The following is a 23,306-nucleotide window of genomic DNA, read 5'->3' on the forward strand; positions in this document are numbered from 1 at the left end:
GTGTAGCGAATGAAAGTACCCGAGTCATGGCTTAGAGAATTCATAGATCTAGATTGGGACACAGAAAAGATAGCGGAGAAACTCACCTTTTCTGGAACCAGTGTGGAAGATATCGTAGAACCTTTCAACTTATCTGGTGAGATTTTAACAGCAAAGGTTTTGGAAGCGAAGGTGCATCCTGAAACTGAAAAACTTTTGATCTGTAAGGTGAGTACGGGTAGTAGAGATTACACTGTTATCACAGCAGACAAGACCGTGAAAGAAGGAGATTACGTCATTTTAGCTCTTGAAGGTGCAACTCTAAACGACGGAGTAAGGATACAACCGCGTGAATTTAAAGGGATCGTATCGGAAGGTATGCTTTGTTCTCTCGAGGAGTTGGGGCTCGAGGAAAAATCAGAGAATGTATACAGATTTCCAGAACCGGTTGAGTTGGGGATGAACGTCATAGAGAAATTCGGGTTGAGAGATCACGTGTTCGATTTGGAAATTACCCCGAATAGACCTGATTGTCTCTCTGTTCTAGGAGTAGCTAGGGAGCTTTCTGCGTTGAGTGGCAGACCTTTGAAAAAACCCTCACCAAAAGTTTCTTTTGTCGATGATGAAATAGATTTCGAAGTTTTCATAAATGATGTTGATGGGTGTCCAAGGTATTCGGCTCGGATTATGAAAGGAGTTGAGGTAAAAGATTCCCCACTCTGGATGAAAGCTAGACTTGTTGCTTCCGGTATGAGATCTTTGAATAACATCATCGACGCTACGAATTACATCATGTTAGAACTAGGACATCCTGTCCATGCTTTTGATCTGAACAGATTGAAGAACAAAAAAATTGTGGTGAAATCAGCGGAAGGTGGAGAAAGAGTTCTCCTGCTTGATGAAAAAGAGTACGAACTGAAAGGCGGAGAAATTTTGATAACTGATGGTGAAAACATCTTGGCTCTCGGCGGGATCATGGGAGGAATGAATTCTGGTGTGTATAATGACACAAAAAACTTGGTTCTTGAAGTGGCTTATTTTAACCCTGTGAGGATAAGGAAGACATCCAAAACACTTGGTATCGTCACCGAATCTTCTTACAGGTTTGAACGAGGTGTTGATCCTAATGATGTGGAATTCGTGTCTTTGAGGCTTGCAGAGCTAATCCAAAAACTCTCAGGCGGTGTTGTTTTGAACAAATTTTGGGATGTTTATCCTAGGAGGATCGAGAAGAAGAGAGTGTTTCTCAGGAAGGAAAAAATCAAAAGTGTGCTCGGAATGAGGGTTCAAGGAGCAAATGAGATCCTCGAACGATTGGAATTCGAGGTAAAAGACGAGGGTGAGAGATACGAGGTGACCGTACCAACCTTTAGACCAGATGTTGAAAGAGAAATCGATTTGATTGAGGAAATAGGGAGAGTTTTTGGCTATGAAAAAATCCCGTCTCAAGTTGTGAGTGTACCAGCGTTAAACATAGGTTGGAATGAAAGACAGCTGTTTCGTAAAGAGATCTCTCAGTTTATGAAAGCTATGGGATTCGACGAGATTATAAGTTTTTCTTTCGTAGATTCGGAACAGATGCAAAAGTGGCCGATTGTAGCCAAAGAACCTGTGAGACTCTCCAATCCCATATCTTCGGAAATGGACGTGATGAGGACATCTTTGTTTTATAGTCTGATACAGGTACTCTCTGGTAATTTCAAGAGGCAGAACAGAAATCTGAAGCTTTTTGAGATAGGGAAGGTGTATTTCAAAGAGAAAGAAGAATACAGAGAAACCGAAATGCTTTCAGCTATGACTTGCGGTATGGAGAACCCTTACGACTATACCGACAAGAGAAAGGTTTCCTTCTACACAATAAAAGGAGTGTTGGATGAGCTGTTTCAAAAACTTGGGATTTCTGTTGATTTCAAGGAAGCTATTCTACCAGGGCTCTTCCCAACCAGAACGGCAAAGATACTCTTTGAAATCGAAGAATTAGGCATTGTAGGTATGGTGGATCCAAAATTACTTGACGAGTACGACGTTAACGAAGAAGTCTATTTCTTTGAAATAAATTTAGATCTTCTGTGGAGGATTTCAAAAGGCAAACCTTTCTACAAACCTACTCCAAAATTTCCTTCCATTCGAAGAGATGTTTCGTTCCTATTGCCGAAAGGCTTCAAATCCATTGAGGTTGTGAATCTTTTCAGGAAAATGGGTGGTACTCTTGTAGAAGAAGTTGGCGTCTTCGATGTTTACGAAGGAAAAGGTGTGCCTACAGGTATGATCAGTGTCACCTTTTACGTGGTGTTTAGACATCCAGAGAGAACTCTGACCGATGAAGAAGTGAATCAGATGTTTGAAAAGATGGTAGAAGAAGCAGAAAAGAAACTTGGAATAAAAAGAAGATTCTAAAAAATAAAGAGGGGCTAACGCCCCTCTTCTGTTTTCATCTTCAAGAGGCCTCTCAATATCATTTCTTGTATGTTTTGTAACAACTTTTTATCCCTTGGAACATCTCCCATTGAATTTACAATGAGTTCCGCAGCAGCTCGGGAGTCCAAATCTTTGTAAACATAGTTCTGCTTCTTTCCCTCTTCTATCAATTCCTCTACTCGCTTGATGAAATTTTCATACTTTTCTCTGAGCGATGACCATTTTCCTTCCCTTTCGAAACGAATTGTTACTTTTTCTTTCTCTATGATTTCGTTCAAAACGGTCTTGTTCAACACGAAATCAACGTAAGACCTCAAAAATTTCTTTATTTTTGCAAAATAGGAATTGGTCTCTTCTGCAACCGCAAAAAGGTGATTTTCCAGCTCTTCTATTGCTTCTCTCCATACTTCCTCGAAAAGTTTGTCTTTGCTTGGAAAGTAGTAATATATAAGAGCTTTTTTCACACCCGCTTCATGTGCGATTTCTTCCATACTGACCCCATCGTAACCATATTTTGAAAACGCTTTTTTCGCTGCTTCGAGAATTTTGCGTTTTGTCTCGTTGCCCAATTTCATCCCTCCACGTTAATCTCTGTAACGCTTGTCCACAGCGAGGAGTTTCTCTTTGTCAGCGTATCTTCTCATCCTTACTTCGTAAGAGTATACTCCTCTGTTTGCAGGATAAATTTCTGAATATCCCTCTTCATACCAAAGTTTGTCCGCGTATTTTTTCCATTCAGCAGCAAGCTTATCAATTTCTGGTGCAAGTTCCGTAATTATTCTCTCGGAACCTTCGTGCTGGGGTTTTGCGTTGAACGCTTTGACCATTGCCCTGAACACTTTTGGATTGTCAATAATCGGGCAAGGTCTGAAGAGATTGTCGCTGTACGGTATCATTCTCTTGTAGGCTTCAAAGAATGGTGATTTCAGTATATCAATGAGTTTTTTCTCTCGTATGCTGTCAACTGCAAATTGCTGGAAGACACACGGTTCCACATAGCCCTTAGCATTGATATGCAAATATTTTGCACCTGCTGCAAGACAACCGTTTGTGAGGAATCCATGGTTCCAAAAATCAGCAACAAATGCAAATTTACCACTGAGTCTTATTTGTTCAAGTTTGTGGAATCTTTCGTATCTCTGTTTTGGTGTGGGAACGAGATCCATGGTTGGATTCATTCCAACGGGCATGAACTGATAAACCCAAACGTAAGAAACTCCTTGTTCTTCCAAGAAATCCCAGAATTCATCTTTCATAAGAGTATCATGGTTCATGCGAGTTGCTGTAACGGATGCTCCAAAAATCACACCATGTCGTCTCAATCTTTCCCATGCTTCCAATATTTTTTTGAAAATTCCTCTACCTCTTCTCCAATCTGTATCTGTTTCAAAGCCTTCTACGGAGATGGATACAGTAACGTTTCCGAGCTCGGCCAGTTTTTTCGCTGTTTCTTCTTTTATGAGAGTTCCATTCGAGTAAACGAGGAAATAGCTGTCTTTGAATTCTTCAAATATATCCATCAAGTGTGGCCAGAAGAACGGTTCACCACCGGTGATAATGAAGAAATATATTCCAAGATCGTTGGCCTGCTTCAAAATATCCCTAACCTCGTCATGGGAAAGTTCGTATTTTCTACCGTAAAGACCTGCGTAACAACCCACACAATTGAGGTTACATGCGTATGTAGGACTCAAAACTAAAAGTTTTGGAAGAACAGTCTTGTATTCGTGCATTTTTTCTTGTCTGATAGGTTCTCCTAGTGCAAACTCGTTGATGATCAAGTTGTTTATAACACCTTCGACACATTTTGGGCTTGCCTTTTTGAAAACATTCACCCAAGACATCACCATGGGATGTCGTTCTTTTGCAAGATCGGAGAGCTTTCTAAGTCCACTTTTAGCAGGTTCTTTCGTGAACATACTCAAAGTTCCGAAAATCTTCCCCAACGTTTCCACATCGGCGTTTCTTACAAACGTTCCAACGAGTTTTCCCGCTTGACGATAGATCATCCCTTTGATTCCACCTACTGGCATTGAATCACCTCCAATGTTTTTTTACTTACCGGTCGGTAAAATATTCTACGATCACTACGTGAAAAGTCGTTTTCTTTTTTGTTACTTTATGTTGTATCTCCCCTTGTTTACAGCACAAATTGCTTCGTCTTTTTCGTAGTTTTTCAGTAAGTAGTAAGCCTTACAACCTCCTCCGCATTTATCTAAGAGAGGACAATGCGAGCATGAGGAAGGGGAAGGGAGAGGTTTGTAATCGTTCCATATCTCGAAAAATTTTCTTTCGCGAATATTTCCCATGTAATATTCCTTTTTGTATCTGAAATGACCACAGGGAACAGCTGTCCCATCAACCAAAATAGAAGCGTGGTTGATCCCGGCCGAGCAAAGATCACCAGAAATCGATTCTTCTACGTAAAAAATGATTTCATCTTTGTAGGAATTCACAACATTCAATACATGCTCGATTGCAAGCTTCCATTCATTTGGTTCCATATCCAATTCTTTTGCGTAGATAGCGCCTCTTCCTACGGGAATGAATCTGTCAACGTACACAGCGCTTGCACCTATTTCTAAAGCAAATTTCACCATTTTTTCGAATTTTTTCCAGTTTCTCCTGTTTATCACATGCAATATCGTAACCTGGAATCCCTCATTTATTAAGTTTCTTATACCTTGTACTGCTCTTTCAAAGTTACCTTTCCCTCTCACGTAGTCGTTTGTTTCGGGATCGGGTCCTTCTAAGGATACTCCTATCAGCACATTTGGATTGACTTTTCTGATCTTACTAACCATATCTTTCGTTGCCAGTGAACCGTTGGTATTTATCATAAGACGTTGTCCCACTTCTTTTCCAAAAGAAAGTATGTCGAGGATTCTCGGATGTAAAAGTGGTTCTCCTCCTACTAAATCGAGAGCCCAAACCTTCATCTCTTTCAAATCGATTATCAATTCCTTTATTTCTTCAAAACTGAGTTCGTTCGGATGAGGCTTTCCTGCTTCACAATAGCAGTGTTTACAATTGAAATTACATCTCGTTGTTAGTTCGTATTCTACTATGAAGGGTGGATTTCGCATTTGATCACCTCCGGATAGATTTTAACCTGAGAAATTTTACACCCAAGGAGAACGTTCTAATTGTAATGATACTTACAAGTTGAATTAAAGGTTTGGGTTTAAAATCATCAACGAGGTGATGCCATTTGGAAAAGAAAATATCCAAGAATCCTAGGGTTTTGTCACAGATAGAACTCCTCAAGATGATGGAGAATGGTGATGAAAACGCTCTTAGAGAAATAAAAAGACGTTTAGGTTTTGGCGAAGAGAAGGAAAGAGAGAGTGATGGAAAACAGAAGGTTCCCGATAAAGCTTGATCATCTCTCCGTTTCAAATAGCGGTAAAGTGATCTTAGACAATATTACTCTTTCGTTCGTAGAGGGTATAAACGTGTTGTATGGGCCCCGAGGTTCTGGCAAATCAACGTTGCTGAGATCTGTTGTCAAGTTAAACAACGAAATTTTCGATGAACTCGTCGAAGATGGAACTGTTTACTTGTTTGGTGAGGATGTTAGGGATCTTGAAGATACCTATGTGAGAAGAAAGGCTTTGTATCTCGATACAAGCTTTATCGATGCCATGAATCATTACAACTTTGATGAATTCTTGAGTTTGAGCCTGAAAAGAAAAGTTGCATTGGATGAATTTTCCGCTAAATTGGATGATCTTGGTATTCTCAAGAAGTTATTCATGGGTCAAAAAACTCCCCTTTCTTTCTTTTCCCCCGCCGAAAAAATATCCCTCCTTCTGTTTATATTGGAACAAAAAAAACCCGAGATCATATTGATGGACTGTTTATTAGACCATCTCGATGATGAAAACCTCGAAAGGATCATTGAGACCTTCCTAGATATGAAAAAAGATAGGACCTTCGTCATATCAACTCGCATCCTTCAACGGTTTCTCTACATAGCCGATTTGTTGGTGATATTGAATAGTGGTAGAATCAATTATGCAGGAAGTCCAAGAGATTTTGTTTTGAAATTATGAGAGTTTCATTCTGAAAGACGAGGTGATTTCATGGTTTTAACAGTCACCCTCAACCCTGCGCTAGATAGGGAGATCTTTATAGAAGATTTCCAGGTGAACAAGCTTTATAGATTGGGAGATCTATCTAAAACACAAATGAGCCCAGGCGGTAAGGGAATAAACGTATCCATAGCCCTTTCTAAACTTGGTATACCTTCGGTGGCCACAGGTTTTGTTGGAGGTCACATGGGTAGGATTCTTGTTGAAGAATTGCGGAGAATTTCGAATCTGATCACAACGAATTTCGTTTATGTTGACGGTGAAACAAGAGAGAACATAGAAATCATCGATGAAAAAAATCATACCATCACGGCCATAAATTTCCCTGGTCCAGAGATTGATAAATCGGATGTGGATCATTTTTTGAGAAGATACAAAATGACACTTTCAAAAGTTGACTGTGTGGTTATTTCAGGAAGCATACCGCTTGGAGTAAATGAAAGTCTTTGTAATGAATTGGTAAAAGTTGCCCGTGAGAAAGGAATCTTCGTTTTTGTAGAGCAAACACCAAGATTGTTGGAAAAAATGTTGGAAGGACCTGAGTATCCTAATGTGGTGAAACCAGATTTGAGGGGAGATCACAGTTCCTTTCTTGGTCTGAAACCTAATACTTTCGATGATTATGTAGAACTTGCAGAAAAAATTGCAGAAAAGGCACATGTGGCAGTAGTTTCCTATAAGATAAAAAGTGACATCGTTGCTACAAGAGATGGGGTATGGATCATAGAATCAAAAGAGGAGATAGATACTTCTCATCTTCTGGGAGCAGGAGATGCTTATGTAGCAGGGATGGTGTACTACTTTGTAACGCATGGCGCGAACTTCCTTGAAATGGCGAAGTTTGGTTTCGCATCGGCTCTGGCGGCAACCAGACGAAAAGAGAAGTACATGCCAGATCTCGACGCAATAAAGAGAGAGTACGATCATTTCACCGTAGAAAGGGTGAAATGAAATGAGGGTAAAAGATGCTGTGATTTACGATATTTCCGCTGTTTTTGAAGATGAGACTGTGGAAACGGTTATAAGGCTTTTATCAAGACAAAATCTTTCTGGGGTGCCTGTAGTTGATTACGATATGCGTGTTGTGGGTTTTGTAAGTGAAAGTGATTTGATAAAAGCTTTGGTGCCAAGCTACTTTTCTCTTTTAAGATCCGCTTCCTTCATACCTGACACCAACCAATTGATAAGGAACGTGGTCAAAATAAAGGATAAACCCATCTCAGAGTTTATGAACAAACCTCCTATAGTGGTGAAAGAGGATGATCCCTTGATAGTCGCGGCGGATTATCTCATAAGACATGGTTTTAAATCTCTTCCAGTGGTCGATGATTCTATGCAACTTGTCGGTATATTAAGAAGAATTGATGTTCTGAGGGTGGTCTCGGAGAGGAAGTTGGAGATATGAGGACCGTTAGAATTGAAACCTTTGGATGCAAAGTGAATCAGTACGAAAGTGAATACATGGCTGAGCAATTGGAAAAAGCTGGGTACGTGGTTTTACCCGAAGGGAATGCTGATTATTACATAGTGAACTCTTGTGCGGTAACACAAGAAGTTGAGAAAAAGGTGAGAAGATTTATTAAGAATGTACGAAAAAATAACAAGGAATCCAAAATTGTTTTGACAGGATGTTTTGCCCAACTCTTTCCCAACGAAGCGAAAAAATTACCTGTTGATATGATTTTGGGAATATCCGAAAAGAAAAATATAGTGGATTATCTTCTTTCCATGAACGGGAAGAAAAGAATATTCGTATCGGAACCAAACAGTCCCGTTTACGAAAAAGTGAAAGGAAGTTTCGAAGATAGAACTCGATCCTACATAAAGGTAGAGGATGGTTGTGACAACGCTTGTACATATTGCGCCATCAGACACGCTCGGGGAACAAAAATAAGAAGCAAACCCATTGAAATATTCAGAGAAGAATTTTTGAAGATGGTGATGAAAGGCTACAAAGAAATCGTCATCACAGGGGTGAACCTTGGAAGGTACGGAAAGGATCTTGGAACGGATCTTGTTGAGCTCGTGAAATCGGTTGAGAACATTCCAGGTGATTATCGGATACGCTTCAGTTCTATAAACGTGGAAGATGTAACCGATCGAATTTTGGATCTTTTTAAGTCCAATCCGAGAATTTGCCATCATCTTCACATATCTGTTCAAAGCGGCTCGGACAACGTCTTGAAAAGGATGGGCAGAAGATACAAAGTTTCAGACTTCGTAAGAGTAGTTGAGAAACTGAGGGATCTCGATCCAGATTTTTCGATAACGACGGACATAATTGTGGGCTTTCCAGGCGAAACAGAGGAGGATTTTCTGAGAACTGTGAAACTTGTAGAAGAGGTAGAGTTCAGCAGAGTACATATATTCAGGTATTCACCGAGGCCTGGAACACCTGCGAGTAAATTCAACGGAGTAGTTCCTGAGGATGAAAAGAAAGAAAGAATGCGATTTTTGAAGGAAAAAGCAAGAGAGACATCGCGGAGATACAAGAGGAAAATCGTTGGTAAAGAGAGACGAGTTCTTGCGGAATGGTACGTTACTAAAGGTGTCCTTTCTGGATACGATGAGTACTACATAAAACACGAGTTTGTAGGTGAAGGTGTCGGAATGTTTCACGATGTGAAAGTGAAGTCTTTATCAGAAGAAGGAGTGATTTCCTGTCGTGTTAATATGGTGGAAAGGAAAGTTTCTTCACGCAAATGATTTTTCTTTGGATTACGAGATGTTCGATGAGATATCTAAGGGACTGGCTTACGAGACTCTGAGAACATACAACAGAATACCTTTTGCTGCGTATAAACATTACAAACGTTTGGAAAGATCTGTTAGTTTTTTCAACATCGCTCTTTCTTTCAAATTCGAAGAATTTTTAGGAATCCTAAAAGAAGGAGTTCGCCACTTTGATTGTGAAAGCAGAATAAGGGTGTATGTCTCCGTAGATTCTGGGGAAGCATTTTTCGTTTTCTCTCCTCTGAAAATACCCAATGTTGAGATGGGAGTCGACACAAAAATAGCGAGCGTGCGAAGAATACCCACTCTTTCTACTCCTCCGAATCTTAAGATAACTGGAAGAACAGATATTGTTTTAGCGAGAAGAGAGATAAAAGACTGCTATGATGTGATCTTACTTGGTGTGAACGGGGAAGTGTGTGAAGGAAGTTTCAGCAATATTTTTCTGGTGAAGGAGGGAAGGTTAATTACTCCTTCAATAGAAACAGGCATTCTCGATGGAATAACGAGAGAAAACGTTATAAAATTGGCAGATACTCTTGAGATTCCAGTTGAAGAAAGAACGGTATGGGTTTGGGAACTGTTCGAAGCGGATGAGGTTTTTCTGACCCATACTCGTGTGGGGATCGTTCCTGTCAGGAGGTTGAATGAACATCTGTTTTTTGAGGAAGAACCAGGGCCTGTGTCCACAACTCTTATGGAGAATTTCGAACCTTTTGTCTTGAATTTGGAAGAAAATTGGGTGGGGATATGAAACCTTTGGGAAGTCTGTTTGAAGAGCTTGCAAACAAACAGTCATTTTTTTTGGAATTGAAAATGAGGATGATTTTGAGAGAATGGGAAAGATTGGTAGGACCTCTTATTGCCAGGCACGTTAAGATCGAAAAGGTGGAAAACGGAGTTGTTCATGTTGTTTGCGACGATTCACTATGGATGACGGAGCTTTCTCTTCAAAAGGATAATCTTCTTCGTCTTCTCAATGAGAAGGCAGGGAAGAAGTTGTTCAAAGATATGAGGTTCAGGAGGGGAAAATAGATGGAGAAGTATTCGGCCGAAAGTATAAAGGTTTTGAAAGGCCTAGAACCTGTTCGAATGAGGCCAGGTATGTACATTGGTTCCACGGGGAAACGTGGTTTACACCATTTAGTGTACGAAGTGGTTGACAACAGCGTTGATGAAGCTCTTGCAGGTTATTGCGATTGGATAAGAGTTACACTTTACGAAGATGGAAGTGTAGAAGTTGAGGATAATGGAAGAGGTATTCCTGTGGATATTCATCCGGAAGAGGGCAGGAGTGCTCTGGAAGTTGTGTTCACAGTGTTGCACGCTGGTGGAAAGTTTTCTAAAGATTCCTACAGGATAAGTGGAGGCTTGCATGGTGTAGGAGTATCTGTTGTTAATGCACTTTCTGAATGGCTCGAGGTGAGAGTGTATAGAAATGGAAGAATTTACAGGCAACGATATGAAAGAGGAAAGCCTGTCACTCCTGTTGAGGATCTGGGGCCAACCGACAAACATGGAACAATCGTTCGTTTTAAACCGGATCCTCTTATTTTTTCAGATGTTGAGTTTGATCCGGATATTCTAGAACATAAATTAAGAGAGATTGCGTTCCTTGTACCGGGATTAAAACTAGAGTTTGTAGACAATATAAACGGAGAGAAAAAGGTTTTCAAGTTCGATGGTGGTTTGAAAGAATTTGTAAAGTATTTGAATCGTGGAAAAAAACCTCTTCATGATGTAGTTCATATAAAGAGAACTGAAAGGGTTAAGACCAAAGATAAAGAAGAAGAAGTAATGGTGGAAATTGCCTTTCAATATACCGATTCATATTCGGAAGAGATACTTTCTTTTGCTAACACTATAAAAACAGTTGATGGTGGAACACACGTTACCTCTTTCAAGACGACACTTACGAGATTGATGAACGAGTACGGAAGAAAGCATAATTTTTTGAAAAATAACGATTCTTTTCAAGGGGACGATGTAAGAGAAGGCCTGACAGCTGTGATAAGCGTTTACGTTAGGAACCCTGAATTCGAGGGCCAGACAAAATCAAAGCTTGGTAACGAAGAAGTGAAAGAAGCTGTGGCAAAAGCTATGAGAGAAGAATTGAAAAGAATATTCGACGCCAATCCCGAGATCATCAAAGTGATTCTTTCGAAAATATTGAGTACTAAACAGGCAAGAGAAGCGGCAAGAAGAGCCAGAGAGATGGTCAGAAGAAAAAACGTTCTTCAAAGCACCACCCTTCCAGGAAAGTTGGCAGATTGTAGTTCCACTGAGCGAGAAAAAACCGAGCTCTTCATTGTTGAAGGGGATTCCGCTGGTGGTTCTGCCAAACAAGCACGTGATAGAGAATTTCAAGCGGTGCTCCCAATAAGGGGAAAAATTTTGAATGTGGAGAAATCCTCTCTCGATAGGCTTTTAAAGAATGAACAGATCAGTGACATAATAGTCGCCATAGGAACTGGGATAGGTGACGATTTTGATGAGAACAAACTTCGATACGGAAGAATAATTATCATGACGGACGCCGATATAGATGGTGCTCACATTAGAACTTTACTTTTGACCCTCTTTTACAGGTATATGAGGCCGTTGATAGAAAAAGGGAGGGTTTACATAGCTCTTCCTCCTTTGTACAGGCTAAAAACGGAAAAGAGTGAATTCTATGTTTATAGTGATTCTGAGTTGATTGAGTACAAAAGAAAGTTCCAAGGAAAAAGAATGGAGATACAGCGTTACAAAGGACTAGGAGAAATGAATCCGGAACAATTGTGGGAAACAACGATGAATCCAGAAACAAGGAAAATAATAAGAGTTACCATAGAAGACGCTGAAGAAGCGGATAGATTGTTTGAGATTCTCATGGGAAACGATCCATCAAGTAGGAGGGAATTTATAGAAAGACACGCGTTGAAGGTAAAAGAGCTAGATATTTAATCATGAGAGCCCTGAGAATAATATTTTTTATATTGATGTTGATGTACGGTTTTCTTTTTGTAAAAATTTTTGTCTCCAGTCATCGAGAAATGGTGACCATCTCAAGTGATTTAGCATCTAATTTGATAGAAAATTTTAACATTCATGAGAATAGTATTATAATAGATTCCAGAAAACCCATAGGAGTTGTGTTGTACAAGGGGAATTATTATCTGGTTTCCGAAAAGGGTATTCTGATTTGTTCGCTCCCGAATTGGAGTTTTTTGAAATTCTATCCGTTATTTTTGGGAGTGAAATTGGAGGGGATTCGTTTTTCGGAAGAGGATAAAAATATTTTGACACTACTTAACACCGTTTTGAAAAGTTCGTTAATTTCGGCAGTGTTATTTGATTCAAAGGAAGTTGTTCTACTCAAGGGTGCCAGAATTTTGGTTGAAGATTGGGTGTCTTTTGTGAAGAATTTCGATGTGATAGAGTCACAATACGATGCGATCGAACCAAGGGGCGAATACTTTCTTTCATCCGAAGGTATTTTGATGGAAATGAGGGGTGATTGACTTGTCAAAGGCGACCTTTTTTACTTCTATCGATATAGGTTCCAGATACATCAAAGGATTAGTTTTAAAAAAGCACGATCAAGAATGGGAAGCTTTAGCTTATTCTAGTGTCAAATCTAGAGGATTAGACGAAGGCGAAATAAAAGATGCTATTGCTTTTAAAGAATCTGTGAACACACTTCTAAGAGAACTAGAAGAACAACTTCAAAGGTCTTTAAGAAGTGAATTCATCGTATCTTTCAGCAATGTAGGTTTCGAGAAGAAAGATGTTGTAGCAGAGAGAGACTTTGGCGAAGATAAACGATTGATAAATTTGGATATACTTGGAGAAATACAATCGGAGGCTTTGGAAAAACTTGAAGAGGAAGGGAAAAAACCTCTTCATCTGTTTTCTAAAAGATATCTACTCGACGATGAGAGAATCGTTTTCAATCCTCTCGATATGAGAGCATCCAAGATCACCGTTGAGTACACTTCTATCGTTATTCCTGTAAAGGTTTATGAGATGTTCTACAACTTCCTACAAGATATAATTAAAAGTCCTTTCCAGTTGAGATCATCACTCGTGTCTACTGCAGAAGGAATTCTCACTTCTTCGGAAAAAGACCGTGGTGTTGTGGTTTTGAACTTGGGTTATAACTTCACCGGTTTGATAGCTTACAAGAACGGTGTCCCAGTGAAAATTTCTTATGTTCCTGTTGGTATGAAACATGTGATCAAAGATGTTTCTGCGGTTTTGGATACTTCCTTTGAAGAGGCGGAAAGGTTAATAATAACGCATGGCAATGCCATGTACAGCGATCTTAAGGAAGATGAAATACAGTACAGAGGGTTGGATGGAAACACCATAAAAACTACAAACATGAAAAAATTAGCAGTTATTATACATGCGCGTCTCAGAGAGATTATGAGCAAATCCAAGAAATTGTTTAGAGAAGTGGAAGCAAAGATCATGGAAGAGGGAGAAATAGGAATACCGGGTGGTGTTGTTCTCTCGGGAGGAGGAGCAAAAATTCCGAGAATAAACGATCTTGCTACGGAAATCTTTAGATCTCCTGTGAGGACTGGATGTTATGCAAACTCTGATAGGCCGTTGATTGTAAACTCAGATGAAGCAGCTTACGATCCTTCTTTTGCTGCCGCTTTTGGAAATGTTTTCTCTTCGACCGAAAATCCTTACGAAGAAACACCCGCAAAACGTGAAAATCCGTTCAAGAGAATTTTTAGGTTGTTCAAAGAATTGATGGAATGATTGGGAGGTTAAAAGTATGGGTTTCGATCTTGATGTTGAAAAGAAGAAAGAGAACAGAAACATACCTCAAGCGAATAACCTGAAGATAAAGGTTATAGGTGTGGGGGGAGCTGGAAACAACGCAATAAATAGAATGATAGAAATAGGAATTCACGGTGTGGAATTTGTCGCTGTTAATACTGATCTTCAGGTTCTTGAAGCCTCGAATGCTGATGTAAAAATTCAAATAGGGGAGAACATCACTCGGGGACTTGGGGCCGGTGGAAGACCTGAAATAGGTGAAGAGGCGGCCTTGGAGAGTGAAGACAAAATTCGAGAAGTGCTCGGGGATACACACATGGTTTTCATAACAGCAGGCTTGGGCGGAGGAACTGGCACGGGAGCCTCTCCAGTAATAGCTAAAATCGCCAAAGAAATGGGGATACTAACGGTTGCCATTGTGACAACACCTTTTTACTTTGAGGGACCCGAAAGATTGAAGAAGGCAATAAAAGGATTAAAAAAGTTGAGGGAACATGTTGATACCCTCATAAAGATTTCCAACAACAAACTCATGGAAGAACTCCCGAGAGATGTCAAAATAAAGGATGCATTCTTGAAGGCTGATGAAACTTTGCATCAAGGAGTGAAAGGAATTTCGGAGCTTATAACGAAAAGAGGATACATAAATCTAGATTTTGCGGATATAGAATCTGTGATGAAAGACGCTGGAGCGGCGATTCTTGGTATCGGTGTTGGAAAGGGAGAACAAAGAGCGAAAGAAGCTGCTAGGAGAGCGATGGAAAGTAAATTGATAGAACATCCCGTTGAAAACGCAAATTCCATAGTGTTCAACATAACAGCTCCCAGCAACATTAGAATGGAAGAAGTTCATGAAGCGGCCATGATCATCAGACAGAATAGCAGTGAAGATGCTGATGTGAAGTTTGGTCTCATATTCGATGACGAAATACCCGAAGACGAAATACGAGTTATCTTCATAGCCACTAGATTCCCCGATGAAGATAAGATACTCTTCCCCGAGGGTGACATTCCCGCCATCTACAGATATGGCCTGGAGGGGCTTTTGTGATGTTAAGAAGATACAAAAAGTTAGGGGAAATACTCATTGAGAAGGGATTTTTAACCAGGGAAGAGCTGGAAGGAGCTCTTGAGATACAAAAAAGGATGAAAAAACCGTTGGGGGAAGTGTTAATAGAATTAGGATATATAACAGAAGATCAGTTACTCGAAGCTTTGAGCGAACAATACGGTGTTCCTATCTTGAAAGATCTCCCGAAGAATATACCTCTCAACGTAGTTGGCTCCCTTCCAAAGAACATCATCGAGTCCCTTCACGTTATTCCAGTGGAGAAAAAAGAAGATGGGACCCTTGTTGTTGTTACAGATATTGGAACGAACATTCCAAGGATAAAACAAGAAGTTCGATTTCTTACGGGGAAGGATCCAGAGATATATCTTGTAACAACTCGAGACTTTTCCATGCTTTATCAGACCTATGTTCTTGGAGTCCCGCTCGATCTTTTCGAAGAACCTTACGTTGCGATAGAAGAATCTGAAGTTCAAACAGGTGAGGAAGCGGAAGAAGAGGAAGAAGAAATTGCAGAAGAAGCCCCAATTGTTCGCTTGGTGAACAACATAATAAATCGGGCTATAGAAATGGGAGCGAGTGATATTCACATCGAACCTATGAAAAGAACCGTGAGAGTAAGATTTAGGATAGACGGCATTCTGAGAAAAGTTTTGGAATATCAAAAACCCCAGCATAATCCTGTTGTGGCTCGTATCAAGATCATAAGTGGTTTAGACGTTTCTGAGAGAAGATTACCTCAAGACGGGAAGTTCTACACGATAAAAAGTGGAGAACAATATGATTTCAGGGTGTCAACCATGCCTTCTACCTTTGGTGAAAAAGTTGTGATGAGAATTCTGAAGGTGTCTGCTGCGAACAAACGTTTGGAAGAATTGGGATACAGTGAGTACAACTACAAAAGAATCCTATCCCTTTTGGAGAAACCATATGGAATAATTCTTGTTACGGGACCCACCGGTAGTGGAAAATCTACAACTCTTGTTGCTATGATAAATCATCTAAAAAGTGAAAGTGTGAATATAATTACGGCCGAAGATCCTGTGGAATATACCATCGACGGTGTTACACAGTGTCAAGTCTTCCCCGAGATCGGTCTTACCTTTGCTCGATACCTCAGGGCATTTTTAAGACAAGATCCGGACATTATAATGGTTGGAGAGATCAGGGACCGTGAAACTGCTCAACTTGCAGTTGAAGCTTCTCTCACAGGACATTTGGTTCTGAGCACTCTCCATACGAATACGGCAGCGGGGGCCGTCTCCAGACTCATGGAAATGGGGATTGATCCCCATCTTTTGGGCACTTCTCTCATAGGTGTTATAGGTCAGAGGTTGGTACGAAAGTTGTGTGATGAATGTAAGGTCCCTGGAGAGTTTCAAGAAGAAAGATATCGTGACTATTTCGAACAGTTTTTCGGGAATGTGCCCGAACAGATTTATTACCCCTCGGAAGAAGGATGTCCTGCCTGTAGAGGAATGAAATACAAAGGAAGGATGGCCATAGGTGAAGTTTTGATCGTGGACGAGGAGATCAAGGAGTTGATATCGTCAAGAGCCAGTGAAATGGAGATCGCAAAACTTGCCGTAAAGAAGGGAATGCGTACCATGTTTGTGGATGCTCTTGAAAAGGTATTGCAGGGATTGACAAGTCTCGAAGAGGTTCTCAGGGTGACCACACCGGAATGAAGTACTTTTCTAGAAGTCCAGAAGAGTGGAAGAAGATAGACGAAGAAAAGGAAAGAAGAGCGAGAGAAAGAAGGGATAGAATCCGCCGTAGGGCGAACCTCATAGTTGCTTTGAACTTCGTCATCGTAATTTTTCTCTTCTTCTTTACGAAGATCTTCTTCACAAATAAGCCGTCCGGTGTTGTGGGACCATTTCAAATAGTTATAGAGTCAAAAGAATCCTATCTTCCTAATGATTCCCTCGATGTAAAAGTAAAAATTTACAATAGAGAGAACAGGAAAGAAAAGCTCGAAATCGAGGATTTTCTTTTTGTAATCAAAAAGGAGAACAATACAGTGTATGAGTTTCAATATCCTCCAAGAGTAGAGAGGGAACTAGATAGGTTCGAAAGTGTTTTGGTATTCGATCTCTTGAGAGAAACAGAGTTGGGGAATCTAGCGGGTGGTGATTACACAATAACAGTTTCAATGAAGTTGAACGGGCAGAAAGTTTTTATAAGCAAAGTGGTGACTGTTATTGAAGAGTGGAGATTGGAAATAGGAGACTTAAAGGATTTCTACTTTCCATATGAAAATATCGAAATGTCCATTTTTCTCGAAAATATCAGTTTTAAAAACCGAAAAATAGAGGTGAAGACTTTGAGTTTGGTCGGCTTTGAAAATGGAAATAAAATCATTGAGAAAGACGTGCCCATAGAAAAGGTACTCGAAGTGAGAGCAATGGAAACGGTAGAACTTTATAAAGTGAATTTTTCTGCTCCGAGGAGTCCCGGTGATTACCTTCTCGAATTAAACCTAGAAACAAGTAGCGGTATTATGAAACGTTCTGTACCGATTTCTATAGCAAAAACGTATCAGGAAGATTTGCACGGACTCACTCTGGTTGTTGAAGGGGAGAGATTTCTAAAGGCGAATGAAAGATACGACTTTTCTGTGAAATTGTTAAATAACGAGAAGAAGAGAAAGTACATTATCTTGACAAATGTTTTGGTCGTTATTACCAAGAAGGAACCTGTGTTTTCTTATTCCATTTCGGAAGAACATAGAATAGTACTCGATGGATTCTCTTCAAGAAAAATTTTCGAGACAACAGCTTATGATTTGATAAAGTTCGATGAACCGGGGACGTATAAATTGGTCGTTATAGTGGAAAGCGAAAAAGACAGATTAATAAAAGAAATGGAAATAGTTGTTTCAGAGTGAGGTGATATCATTCCTCATGAAAACAGGAGAATAGATTGGATCGTGGTGACTCTGATCCTTGTTTTGATGATATTTGGTTTGATTGTTTTGAGGAGTGCCACTTATGGAGAAAACGAATCTCTTTTTACAAAACAATTGATATGGGACGCAATTGGATTTTCATTGATGATATCGGTTTTATTCGTGAGAGATGTAACTATAAGAAGGTTTTCCTTCGTGCTTTACATGGTTTCGATAATTCTTTTGGTCTTAATTCTTTTCAAGGGAATCCCCATTGGTGGTTCCAAAAGGTGGTTTAGATTTGCAGGTATTAGCCTTCAACCATCAGACTTGGCAAAACTTTCCCTCATCGTTCTACTCCCTTATATTCTCGAAAAGAGATGGTTTTGGAGAAGTTTGCTTTTTGCGTTGATACCCGCGATACTTGTTTTTCTCGAACCGGATCTTGGAACAACTTTTTCAATAGGACTCATTTGGCTCCTGGCTGTCTTGGCGTCTAAAATTGACAAGAAACCACTCTTCGTACTCTTGGTGATTGTTTTGATCTTGATGCCGGTGTTTTTCTTCTTCGGGCTCAAGGATTACCAGCGAGCTAGGATTCTATCTTTTCTGAATCCAGAGGAGTACGGAAGAAGTTACTCTTACAATGTTCTTCAATCCATACACGCGATAGGTGCTGGGGGGTTCTTTGGAACGGGTTATATGAAGGGGAAGGCAAATCTTATGGGATACGTCCCCGTTTCTCACACCGATTTCATAGTGTCCGTCATCGGTGAAGAGTTTGGTTTTATAGGTATTGTCTTTCTTCTTTCTCTTTTCGGGTTCTTCTTTTTCGAAGTTTCAAGATGGATTTTGAACGTGAAGGACGAGTACTGGGAAATTCTGATGGTTTCATCGTGTGGACTGGTGTGGTTTCATGTTTTTGAAAACGTCTCCATGAATATTGGTCTCCTTCCCGTAACTGGTGTGCCCCTTCCCTTCATCAGTTATGGGGGAACATCTACTCTTGTGTTTTCCCTCATAGTTGGCCTCATTCTAAAGGGTATAGCGATCGCTAGACTCGAAAAGAGAATGTAGAGAACTTCCACTTTCAAGTGAAGGTCCTAAAAAAAAGGGGGTGAATGGTATGAAAAAGTTCTTTCTGTTATCGCTAATTGTGTTCGTTTTTCTAACAGGTTGTATACCTCTTTTACTCCAAGACAAACAGGAATTCGTAGTGGAAGTAGTAGGAGTTAGCTACCTTGAGGAAGTTAAAGATTGGTACCAACCATCCTACAGTGACTATTGGGCACAAGACTATCCTGTGATAGTACTTTACTATGAAAATAATACCTCTCAGTACGCCACAAGAACGAATTTTTACGAGCAGTCAGGTGATTTCGTTGCGGCTGCTGGAGAAATTGTTGATAATACTGCAATAAAAGATAATCTGAACAGTATTTGGAAGAGTTACTCTCCTGAATACGATGTGGACGTGTGGTATCAACAAGATGCGGGAGAATGGCAAGCAAGAGTGAAACCCCTTTCAAAAGATGTGGTGCCGACGCCCAATTTCCTGTTTTTAGTTGAGTTCGAAAAAGTTCAAGGTGAAAACTATTACAAAGTAACTGAGATCTCTTCGAAATCACCTGATGAGAATGACCGTTATCATCTCGGAAATATTCAGGTAGATTCTTCTCATGGTTTTGCAGTGTTTGCTCAACGGATGCCATCAACGAAGGTCACTCTCGAATCCGAGACGAAAATTCTCGGAGCAGAAGTTGTGTGGCCAAAATGAGGAGGAGGTGTAAAGCATGAGAAGATATTTTCTTTTCCTGATGATTCTTGTTTCGGTCTTTGTTTTTTCTTTCGATGTGAAAAGTATCATTATCTTCCCCGAAAAGCCCTACTTCACGGTAGATGTATGGCTTAACAAGCCAGAGGGGTCCGTCTACGAAATCGGTGAGAAAGTAGAAATATTCGTTAAATCCTCAAGAGATGCTTACATTCTCATCTACGATATAAACGCCCAAGGAAAAGTCACATTGATCTTTCCGAACAAGTACGAAAGTGACAATTTTGTGAGAGCCAACGAAATAAAGAAGATACCGGCCAAGAGTACCTATTCTTTGAGAATCTCTCCACCCTACGGGAAAGAGTACATTCAAGTTATTGCCAGCACCAAACCTATTCCCATTTTCAATCAACTGAAGGAGCTTGGGACGGCAAGATCTTTTCCGACACTCTCCGAGGATGTGTCCGATTACGTTCAGAACAGATTGAAACCTTATCTCATGGGTGAATGGGTCTCCGATATCACCTATTTCTATGTCGGAAAGGCTCCCGCTTTTGGGACTTTAGTAGTTGATTCAGATCCCTCCAGCATGATTGTCTATGTGGACGGTTCTTACAAAGGAAAAACCCCTGTAACTGTAATGGTTGATGAAGGAATGCACTATGTGACTGTTTATTTTGGAGACTATACTTTCTACAAAGAAGTGTACGTGGGAAAAGATCAAACAGTTCATGTGATTGCTAAGATGCCTTCGGCTGAACTTTCTTTGAGTTCTTCCCCAAGTGGTGCGAGTATCTACGTGAACGGTGATTACAGAGGGGAAACTCCTCTCACATTGAATATCTCTCCAGGAAATTACACGATTACCTTCAAGAAAGAAGGATATCAAGAGGAAACACGATACGTGAGTCTCAATGTGGGAGAAAGACGATCGATTCATGTAAATCTCAAACCTCTTCGTGCAACACTCCAACTAAGAACAGATCCACCTGATGTAAATGTTTACTTGAATGGAAGGTACGTAGGAACGACCGGTCAGAGCGGACTGAATGTGGTATTAGATCCTGGTACTTACGAAGTCAAGTTGGAAAAGGAAGGATACGAAACAGAAGTCTTCACAGTGAGTTTAAAAGCAGGTGAAAACAGGGAGATATTCAAAAGATTGGAGAAGGAAGTTACTTTCTCAGAAGTCCGAATAGAAACTGAACCATCGGGAGCATTGGTGTATCTTAATGGATACTATCACGGTGAAACACCGGTTACAATCTATATTCAGACAGGAACTTATGAAATAACCTTGGTGAAACCAGGTTACAGGACGATCGTGAAAACGGTTGTCTTCGATGAAGAAGAAGAGTACTTTAGATTCATTCTGAGCAAGATCGAGTAATTTGATGATAAAATTTAAGGTAATAAGGGAGGATCACTGATGGAAGCAACGATTCTCGTGCTAGACGAATCCAAGATCACTTTTTTGGCTGTGAAAAACGCTCTTGAAAAGGACGGATTCGAAGTTCTATGGGCGAAAGATATTAGAGAAGCTGTATCTATCCTTCGAGGAAAAAAGGTAGATTTGGTTTTTGTCGATGTTTTCGAAGGTGAAGAGAGTCTGAACCTGATAAGAAAAATTCGGGAAGAGTTTCCAGAAACCAAAGTGGTAGTTTTGAGTGCTTACGTTAACAAAGATCTTGTAGTTGGTTCGGTGAAAGCGGGAGCATTCGATTATATTCTTAAGCCATTCAGACAAGACTACCTTTTACAAAGGGTAAAAAGAATTCTTTCCTCTCAAACTCCATATGGAGTTACTGTATCCATTAGGAGAAACATCGAAGACCTAGAACTTGCACTGAAATTTGGAGATATAGTGAAAAAGGAAATAAAGCGCTGTAGCAGATCTGGTGGGCATTTCTGTATTATGTACGTCAAATTCGAAAATATAACAAGAGAATTTGAAAAGATCAAGAAGGTTTTCAGGGAAACGGATTATATATTCCCGATTTCCGCCACTGAATATCTCTTTGTTCTTACGCTGACAGGTAAACATGGTATCACAGCTGTTACAGAAAGGATGAAGGATAAATTAAACCAAAATTTCTCATACGTTTTTGTTTGCTATCCAGATGATGGGAAGACATACAATGAGATTATCCAGTCTTTAAAAGATAAGATAACAACTGGTTTAGGAGGGAACAAGCCTTGAAATTGATAGAGTCGGTACCGAACTTCAGCGAAGGGAGGAAGAAAGAAGTAATCGAAAAGATAGTGGACGAAGCTAGAAAATACAAAAAAGTATGGATCCTCGATTGGTCTATGGATGCAGATCACAACAGATCTGTTGTGACCCTGGTTGGAGAACCAGAAAGTCTTGTGAACGCTCTTTTTGATATGACAAAAAAAGCTGCAGAACTCATTGATTTGAGAAATCACACTGGTCAACATCCAAGAATGGGTGCGACAGATGTCGTTCCTCTCGTTCCTCTCTACAACACAACGATGGACGAGTGTGTGGAGTACTCAAAAATTTTGGGTCGGAGGATAGGAGAGGAGCTCAACATTCCTGTTTATCTTTATGAGAGATCCGCCACTCGGCCGGAAAGGCGAAATCTTGCAGATATAAGAAAGGGAGAATTCGAAGGATTCTTCGAGAAGATAAAGGACCCAAAATGGAAGCCAGATTTTGGTCCAGATCGAGTACATCCTTCCGCTGGTGTAACGGCGGTCGGCGCAAGAGAGTTCCTCATAGCGTTCAACGTGAATCTCGGAACTAGAGATGTAAGAATTGCAGAAAAAATAGCAAGAGCAATTCGGTTTTCTAGTGGTGGTCTAAGATATGTAAAAGCGATTGGTATTGAACTAAAAGAAAAAGGAGCTGTTCAAGTGTCTATAAACATTACCAATCACAAAAAAAATCCGTTGTATCGTGTTTTTGAACTCATAAAGATGGAAGCAGAGAAATACGGTGTCCCAGTTTTGAGCTCGGAGATAGTAGGACTGTTTCCTCTCGAATCTTTAATGCATACGATCTCCTACTATTTGAGAACAGATTTGAACACTAAAAAAGTCATAGAATCGAACCTTCTTGAAATTCTAGTCAAGGAAGCTGAACAATGAAAATAAGGATCGTTGTAGGTGGAAAACTGGATGGTTTTGTGAGAGAAGGGTTAAATCACTACAGAAAATTCTTAAAACGTTTTTGTAGGTTGGAAGTCCTTGACGTGAAACTTTCACACAAAGGGAACATCGAAGAAGTCGTGAAGCTGGGAACAAGGGAACTGGAAAAGAGGATACTGTCCAATAGTCTGATCGTTGTCTTGGATAAAAGGGGAGAACAGGTTTCTTCAGAGGAGTTCGCGAAATTTATCGAAGATGTGGAAATGAAAGGAAAAGATATGACGGTTTTAATAGGTGGGCCTTACGGGTTGAGTGAGGAACTTTTTCCCAAGGCTCACCGTGTTTTTTCATTGTCAAAGATGACTTTTACTCATGGAATGGCCACTTTGATCGTTTTGGAGCAGCTGTTCAGGGCGTTTAAAATTACACACGGGGAGACATATCATTATTGATGGGGGTGAA

The 23,306-nt window shown here is 40.1% G+C and carries 23 protein-coding genes; 20 read left to right on the plus strand and 3 right to left on the minus strand.

Going from position 1 to position 23,306, the window contains the following annotated elements:
* Nucleotides 1-9: 9 nt before the first annotated feature.
* A complete protein-coding gene (gene pheT / locus AS005_RS08090; protein WP_101511204.1) occupies nucleotides 10-2,376 on the plus strand; it encodes a phenylalanine--tRNA ligase subunit beta in 2,367 nt (788 codons plus the stop codon).
* A 14-nt stretch (nucleotides 2,377-2,390) separates the two neighbouring features.
* Here the strand turns inward: pheT and AS005_RS08095 are convergent, their stop codons facing one another.
* The 3 genes from AS005_RS08095 to AS005_RS08105 all read right to left on the minus strand — a co-directional run bounded on the left by AS005_RS08095 (nucleotide 2,391) and on the right by AS005_RS08105 (nucleotide 5,483).
* The gene (locus AS005_RS08095) at nucleotides 2,391-2,966 is read right to left on the minus strand and encodes a TetR/AcrR family transcriptional regulator (protein WP_101511205.1); all 576 of its coding nucleotides are present in this window, start codon (nucleotides 2,964-2,966) and stop codon (nucleotides 2,391-2,393) included.
* Between the two features lie 15 nt (nucleotides 2,967-2,981).
* Nucleotides 2,982-4,430: a radical SAM protein gene (locus AS005_RS08100; protein ID WP_101511206.1), complete on the minus strand. Its 1,449-nt coding sequence runs from the start codon at nucleotides 4,428-4,430 to the stop codon at nucleotides 2,982-2,984.
* Nucleotides 4,431-4,511: 81 nt separating this feature from the next.
* The gene (locus AS005_RS08105; RefSeq protein WP_101511207.1) at nucleotides 4,512-5,483 is read right to left on the minus strand and encodes a radical SAM protein; all 972 of its coding nucleotides are present in this window, start codon (nucleotides 5,481-5,483) and stop codon (nucleotides 4,512-4,514) included.
* Nucleotides 5,484-5,608: 125 nt separating this feature from the next.
* Between AS005_RS08105 and AS005_RS08835 the strand changes: the two genes are divergently transcribed.
* Genes AS005_RS08835 through AS005_RS08195 form a run of 19 tightly spaced genes read left to right on the plus strand, consistent with a single transcriptional unit; the run spans nucleotide 5,609 to nucleotide 23,296 of the window.
* Nucleotides 5,609-5,779 carry a hypothetical protein gene (locus AS005_RS08835; protein ID WP_199203891.1) on the plus strand — a complete coding sequence of 57 codons (171 nt, stop codon included), beginning with the start codon at nucleotides 5,609-5,611 and terminating at the stop codon, nucleotides 5,777-5,779.
* Nucleotides 5,748-6,452, plus strand: a complete 705-nt coding sequence (locus tag AS005_RS08110) for an ATP-binding cassette domain-containing protein (RefSeq protein WP_101511293.1) — start codon at nucleotides 5,748-5,750, stop codon at nucleotides 6,450-6,452. Before AS005_RS08835 ends, AS005_RS08110 begins: the two co-directional genes overlap by 32 nt.
* 30 nt (nucleotides 6,453-6,482) lie before the next feature.
* Nucleotides 6,483-7,442 carry a 1-phosphofructokinase family hexose kinase gene (locus tag AS005_RS08115; protein WP_101511208.1) on the plus strand — a complete coding sequence of 320 codons (960 nt, stop codon included), beginning with the start codon at nucleotides 6,483-6,485 and terminating at the stop codon, nucleotides 7,440-7,442.
* Nucleotide 7,443: 1 nt separating this feature from the next.
* Entirely contained in the window at nucleotides 7,444-7,896 is a 453-nt protein-coding gene (locus AS005_RS08120) for an HPP family protein (protein WP_101511209.1), read from the plus strand.
* Nucleotides 7,893-9,197, plus strand: coding sequence for a tRNA (N(6)-L-threonylcarbamoyladenosine(37)-C(2))-methylthiotransferase MtaB (gene mtaB / locus AS005_RS08125; protein ID WP_101511210.1), 1,305 nt, complete (start codon nucleotides 7,893-7,895; stop codon nucleotides 9,195-9,197). The genes AS005_RS08120 and mtaB overlap by 4 nt, the downstream gene beginning before the upstream one ends.
* Nucleotides 9,157-9,978 (plus strand): aminotransferase class IV, encoded by an 822-nt coding sequence (locus AS005_RS08130; protein WP_101511211.1) that lies wholly within the window; start codon nucleotides 9,157-9,159, stop codon nucleotides 9,976-9,978. The genes mtaB and AS005_RS08130 overlap by 41 nt, the downstream gene beginning before the upstream one ends.
* A complete protein-coding gene (locus AS005_RS08135; protein ID WP_101511212.1) occupies nucleotides 9,975-10,259 on the plus strand; it encodes a DUF721 domain-containing protein in 285 nt (94 codons plus the stop codon). The genes AS005_RS08130 and AS005_RS08135 overlap by 4 nt, the downstream gene beginning before the upstream one ends.
* Complete coding sequence (gyrB, locus tag AS005_RS08140; RefSeq protein ID WP_101511213.1) at nucleotides 10,260-12,170, plus strand: DNA topoisomerase (ATP-hydrolyzing) subunit B; 1,911 nt, start codon at nucleotides 10,260-10,262, stop codon at nucleotides 12,168-12,170.
* A gap of 2 nt (nucleotides 12,171-12,172) precedes the next feature.
* Nucleotides 12,173-12,727: a DUF4894 domain-containing protein gene (locus tag AS005_RS08145; RefSeq protein ID WP_101511214.1), complete on the plus strand. Its 555-nt coding sequence runs from the start codon at nucleotides 12,173-12,175 to the stop codon at nucleotides 12,725-12,727.
* A gap of 1 nt (nucleotide 12,728) precedes the next feature.
* Nucleotides 12,729-13,979 carry a cell division protein FtsA gene (locus AS005_RS08150; protein WP_199203892.1) on the plus strand — a complete coding sequence of 417 codons (1,251 nt, stop codon included), beginning with the start codon at nucleotides 12,729-12,731 and terminating at the stop codon, nucleotides 13,977-13,979.
* Nucleotides 13,980-13,995: 16 nt separating this feature from the next.
* Complete coding sequence (gene ftsZ, locus AS005_RS08155; RefSeq protein WP_101511216.1) at nucleotides 13,996-15,051, plus strand: cell division protein FtsZ; 1,056 nt, start codon at nucleotides 13,996-13,998, stop codon at nucleotides 15,049-15,051.
* Nucleotides 15,051-16,757: a GspE/PulE family protein gene (locus AS005_RS08160; RefSeq protein ID WP_101511294.1), complete on the plus strand. Its 1,707-nt coding sequence runs from the start codon at nucleotides 15,051-15,053 to the stop codon at nucleotides 16,755-16,757. Before ftsZ ends, AS005_RS08160 begins: the two co-directional genes overlap by 1 nt.
* Nucleotides 16,754-17,959 carry a hypothetical protein gene (locus AS005_RS08165; protein ID WP_101511217.1) on the plus strand — a complete coding sequence of 402 codons (1,206 nt, stop codon included), beginning with the start codon at nucleotides 16,754-16,756 and terminating at the stop codon, nucleotides 17,957-17,959. The genes AS005_RS08160 and AS005_RS08165 overlap by 4 nt, the downstream gene beginning before the upstream one ends.
* Before the next feature lie 42 nt (nucleotides 17,960-18,001).
* Nucleotides 18,002-19,036 carry an FtsW/RodA/SpoVE family cell cycle protein gene (locus tag AS005_RS08170; protein ID WP_255408103.1) on the plus strand — a complete coding sequence of 345 codons (1,035 nt, stop codon included), beginning with the start codon at nucleotides 18,002-18,004 and terminating at the stop codon, nucleotides 19,034-19,036.
* Nucleotides 19,037-19,085: 49 nt separating this feature from the next.
* Complete coding sequence (locus AS005_RS08175; RefSeq protein WP_101511218.1) at nucleotides 19,086-19,736, plus strand: hypothetical protein; 651 nt, start codon at nucleotides 19,086-19,088, stop codon at nucleotides 19,734-19,736.
* Between the two features lie 16 nt (nucleotides 19,737-19,752).
* Nucleotides 19,753-21,123, plus strand: coding sequence for a PEGA domain-containing protein (locus AS005_RS08180; RefSeq protein WP_101511219.1), 1,371 nt, complete (start codon nucleotides 19,753-19,755; stop codon nucleotides 21,121-21,123).
* A 39-nt stretch (nucleotides 21,124-21,162) separates the two neighbouring features.
* Nucleotides 21,163-21,933: a response regulator gene (locus AS005_RS08185; RefSeq protein WP_101511220.1), complete on the plus strand. Its 771-nt coding sequence runs from the start codon at nucleotides 21,163-21,165 to the stop codon at nucleotides 21,931-21,933.
* A complete protein-coding gene (gene ftcD / locus AS005_RS08190; RefSeq protein WP_101511221.1) occupies nucleotides 21,930-22,844 on the plus strand; it encodes a glutamate formimidoyltransferase in 915 nt (304 codons plus the stop codon). The genes AS005_RS08185 and ftcD overlap by 4 nt, the downstream gene beginning before the upstream one ends.
* Nucleotides 22,841-23,296, plus strand: a complete 456-nt coding sequence (locus AS005_RS08195; protein ID WP_101511222.1) for a 23S rRNA (pseudouridine(1915)-N(3))-methyltransferase RlmH — start codon at nucleotides 22,841-22,843, stop codon at nucleotides 23,294-23,296. The genes ftcD and AS005_RS08195 overlap by 4 nt, the downstream gene beginning before the upstream one ends.
* The last annotated feature ends 10 nt before the right edge of the window (nucleotides 23,297-23,306 follow it).

Source organism: Thermotoga sp. KOL6 (assembly GCF_002866025.1).
In the GTDB taxonomy this organism is placed as follows: Bacteria; Thermotogota; Thermotogae; order Thermotogales; family Thermotogaceae; genus Thermotoga.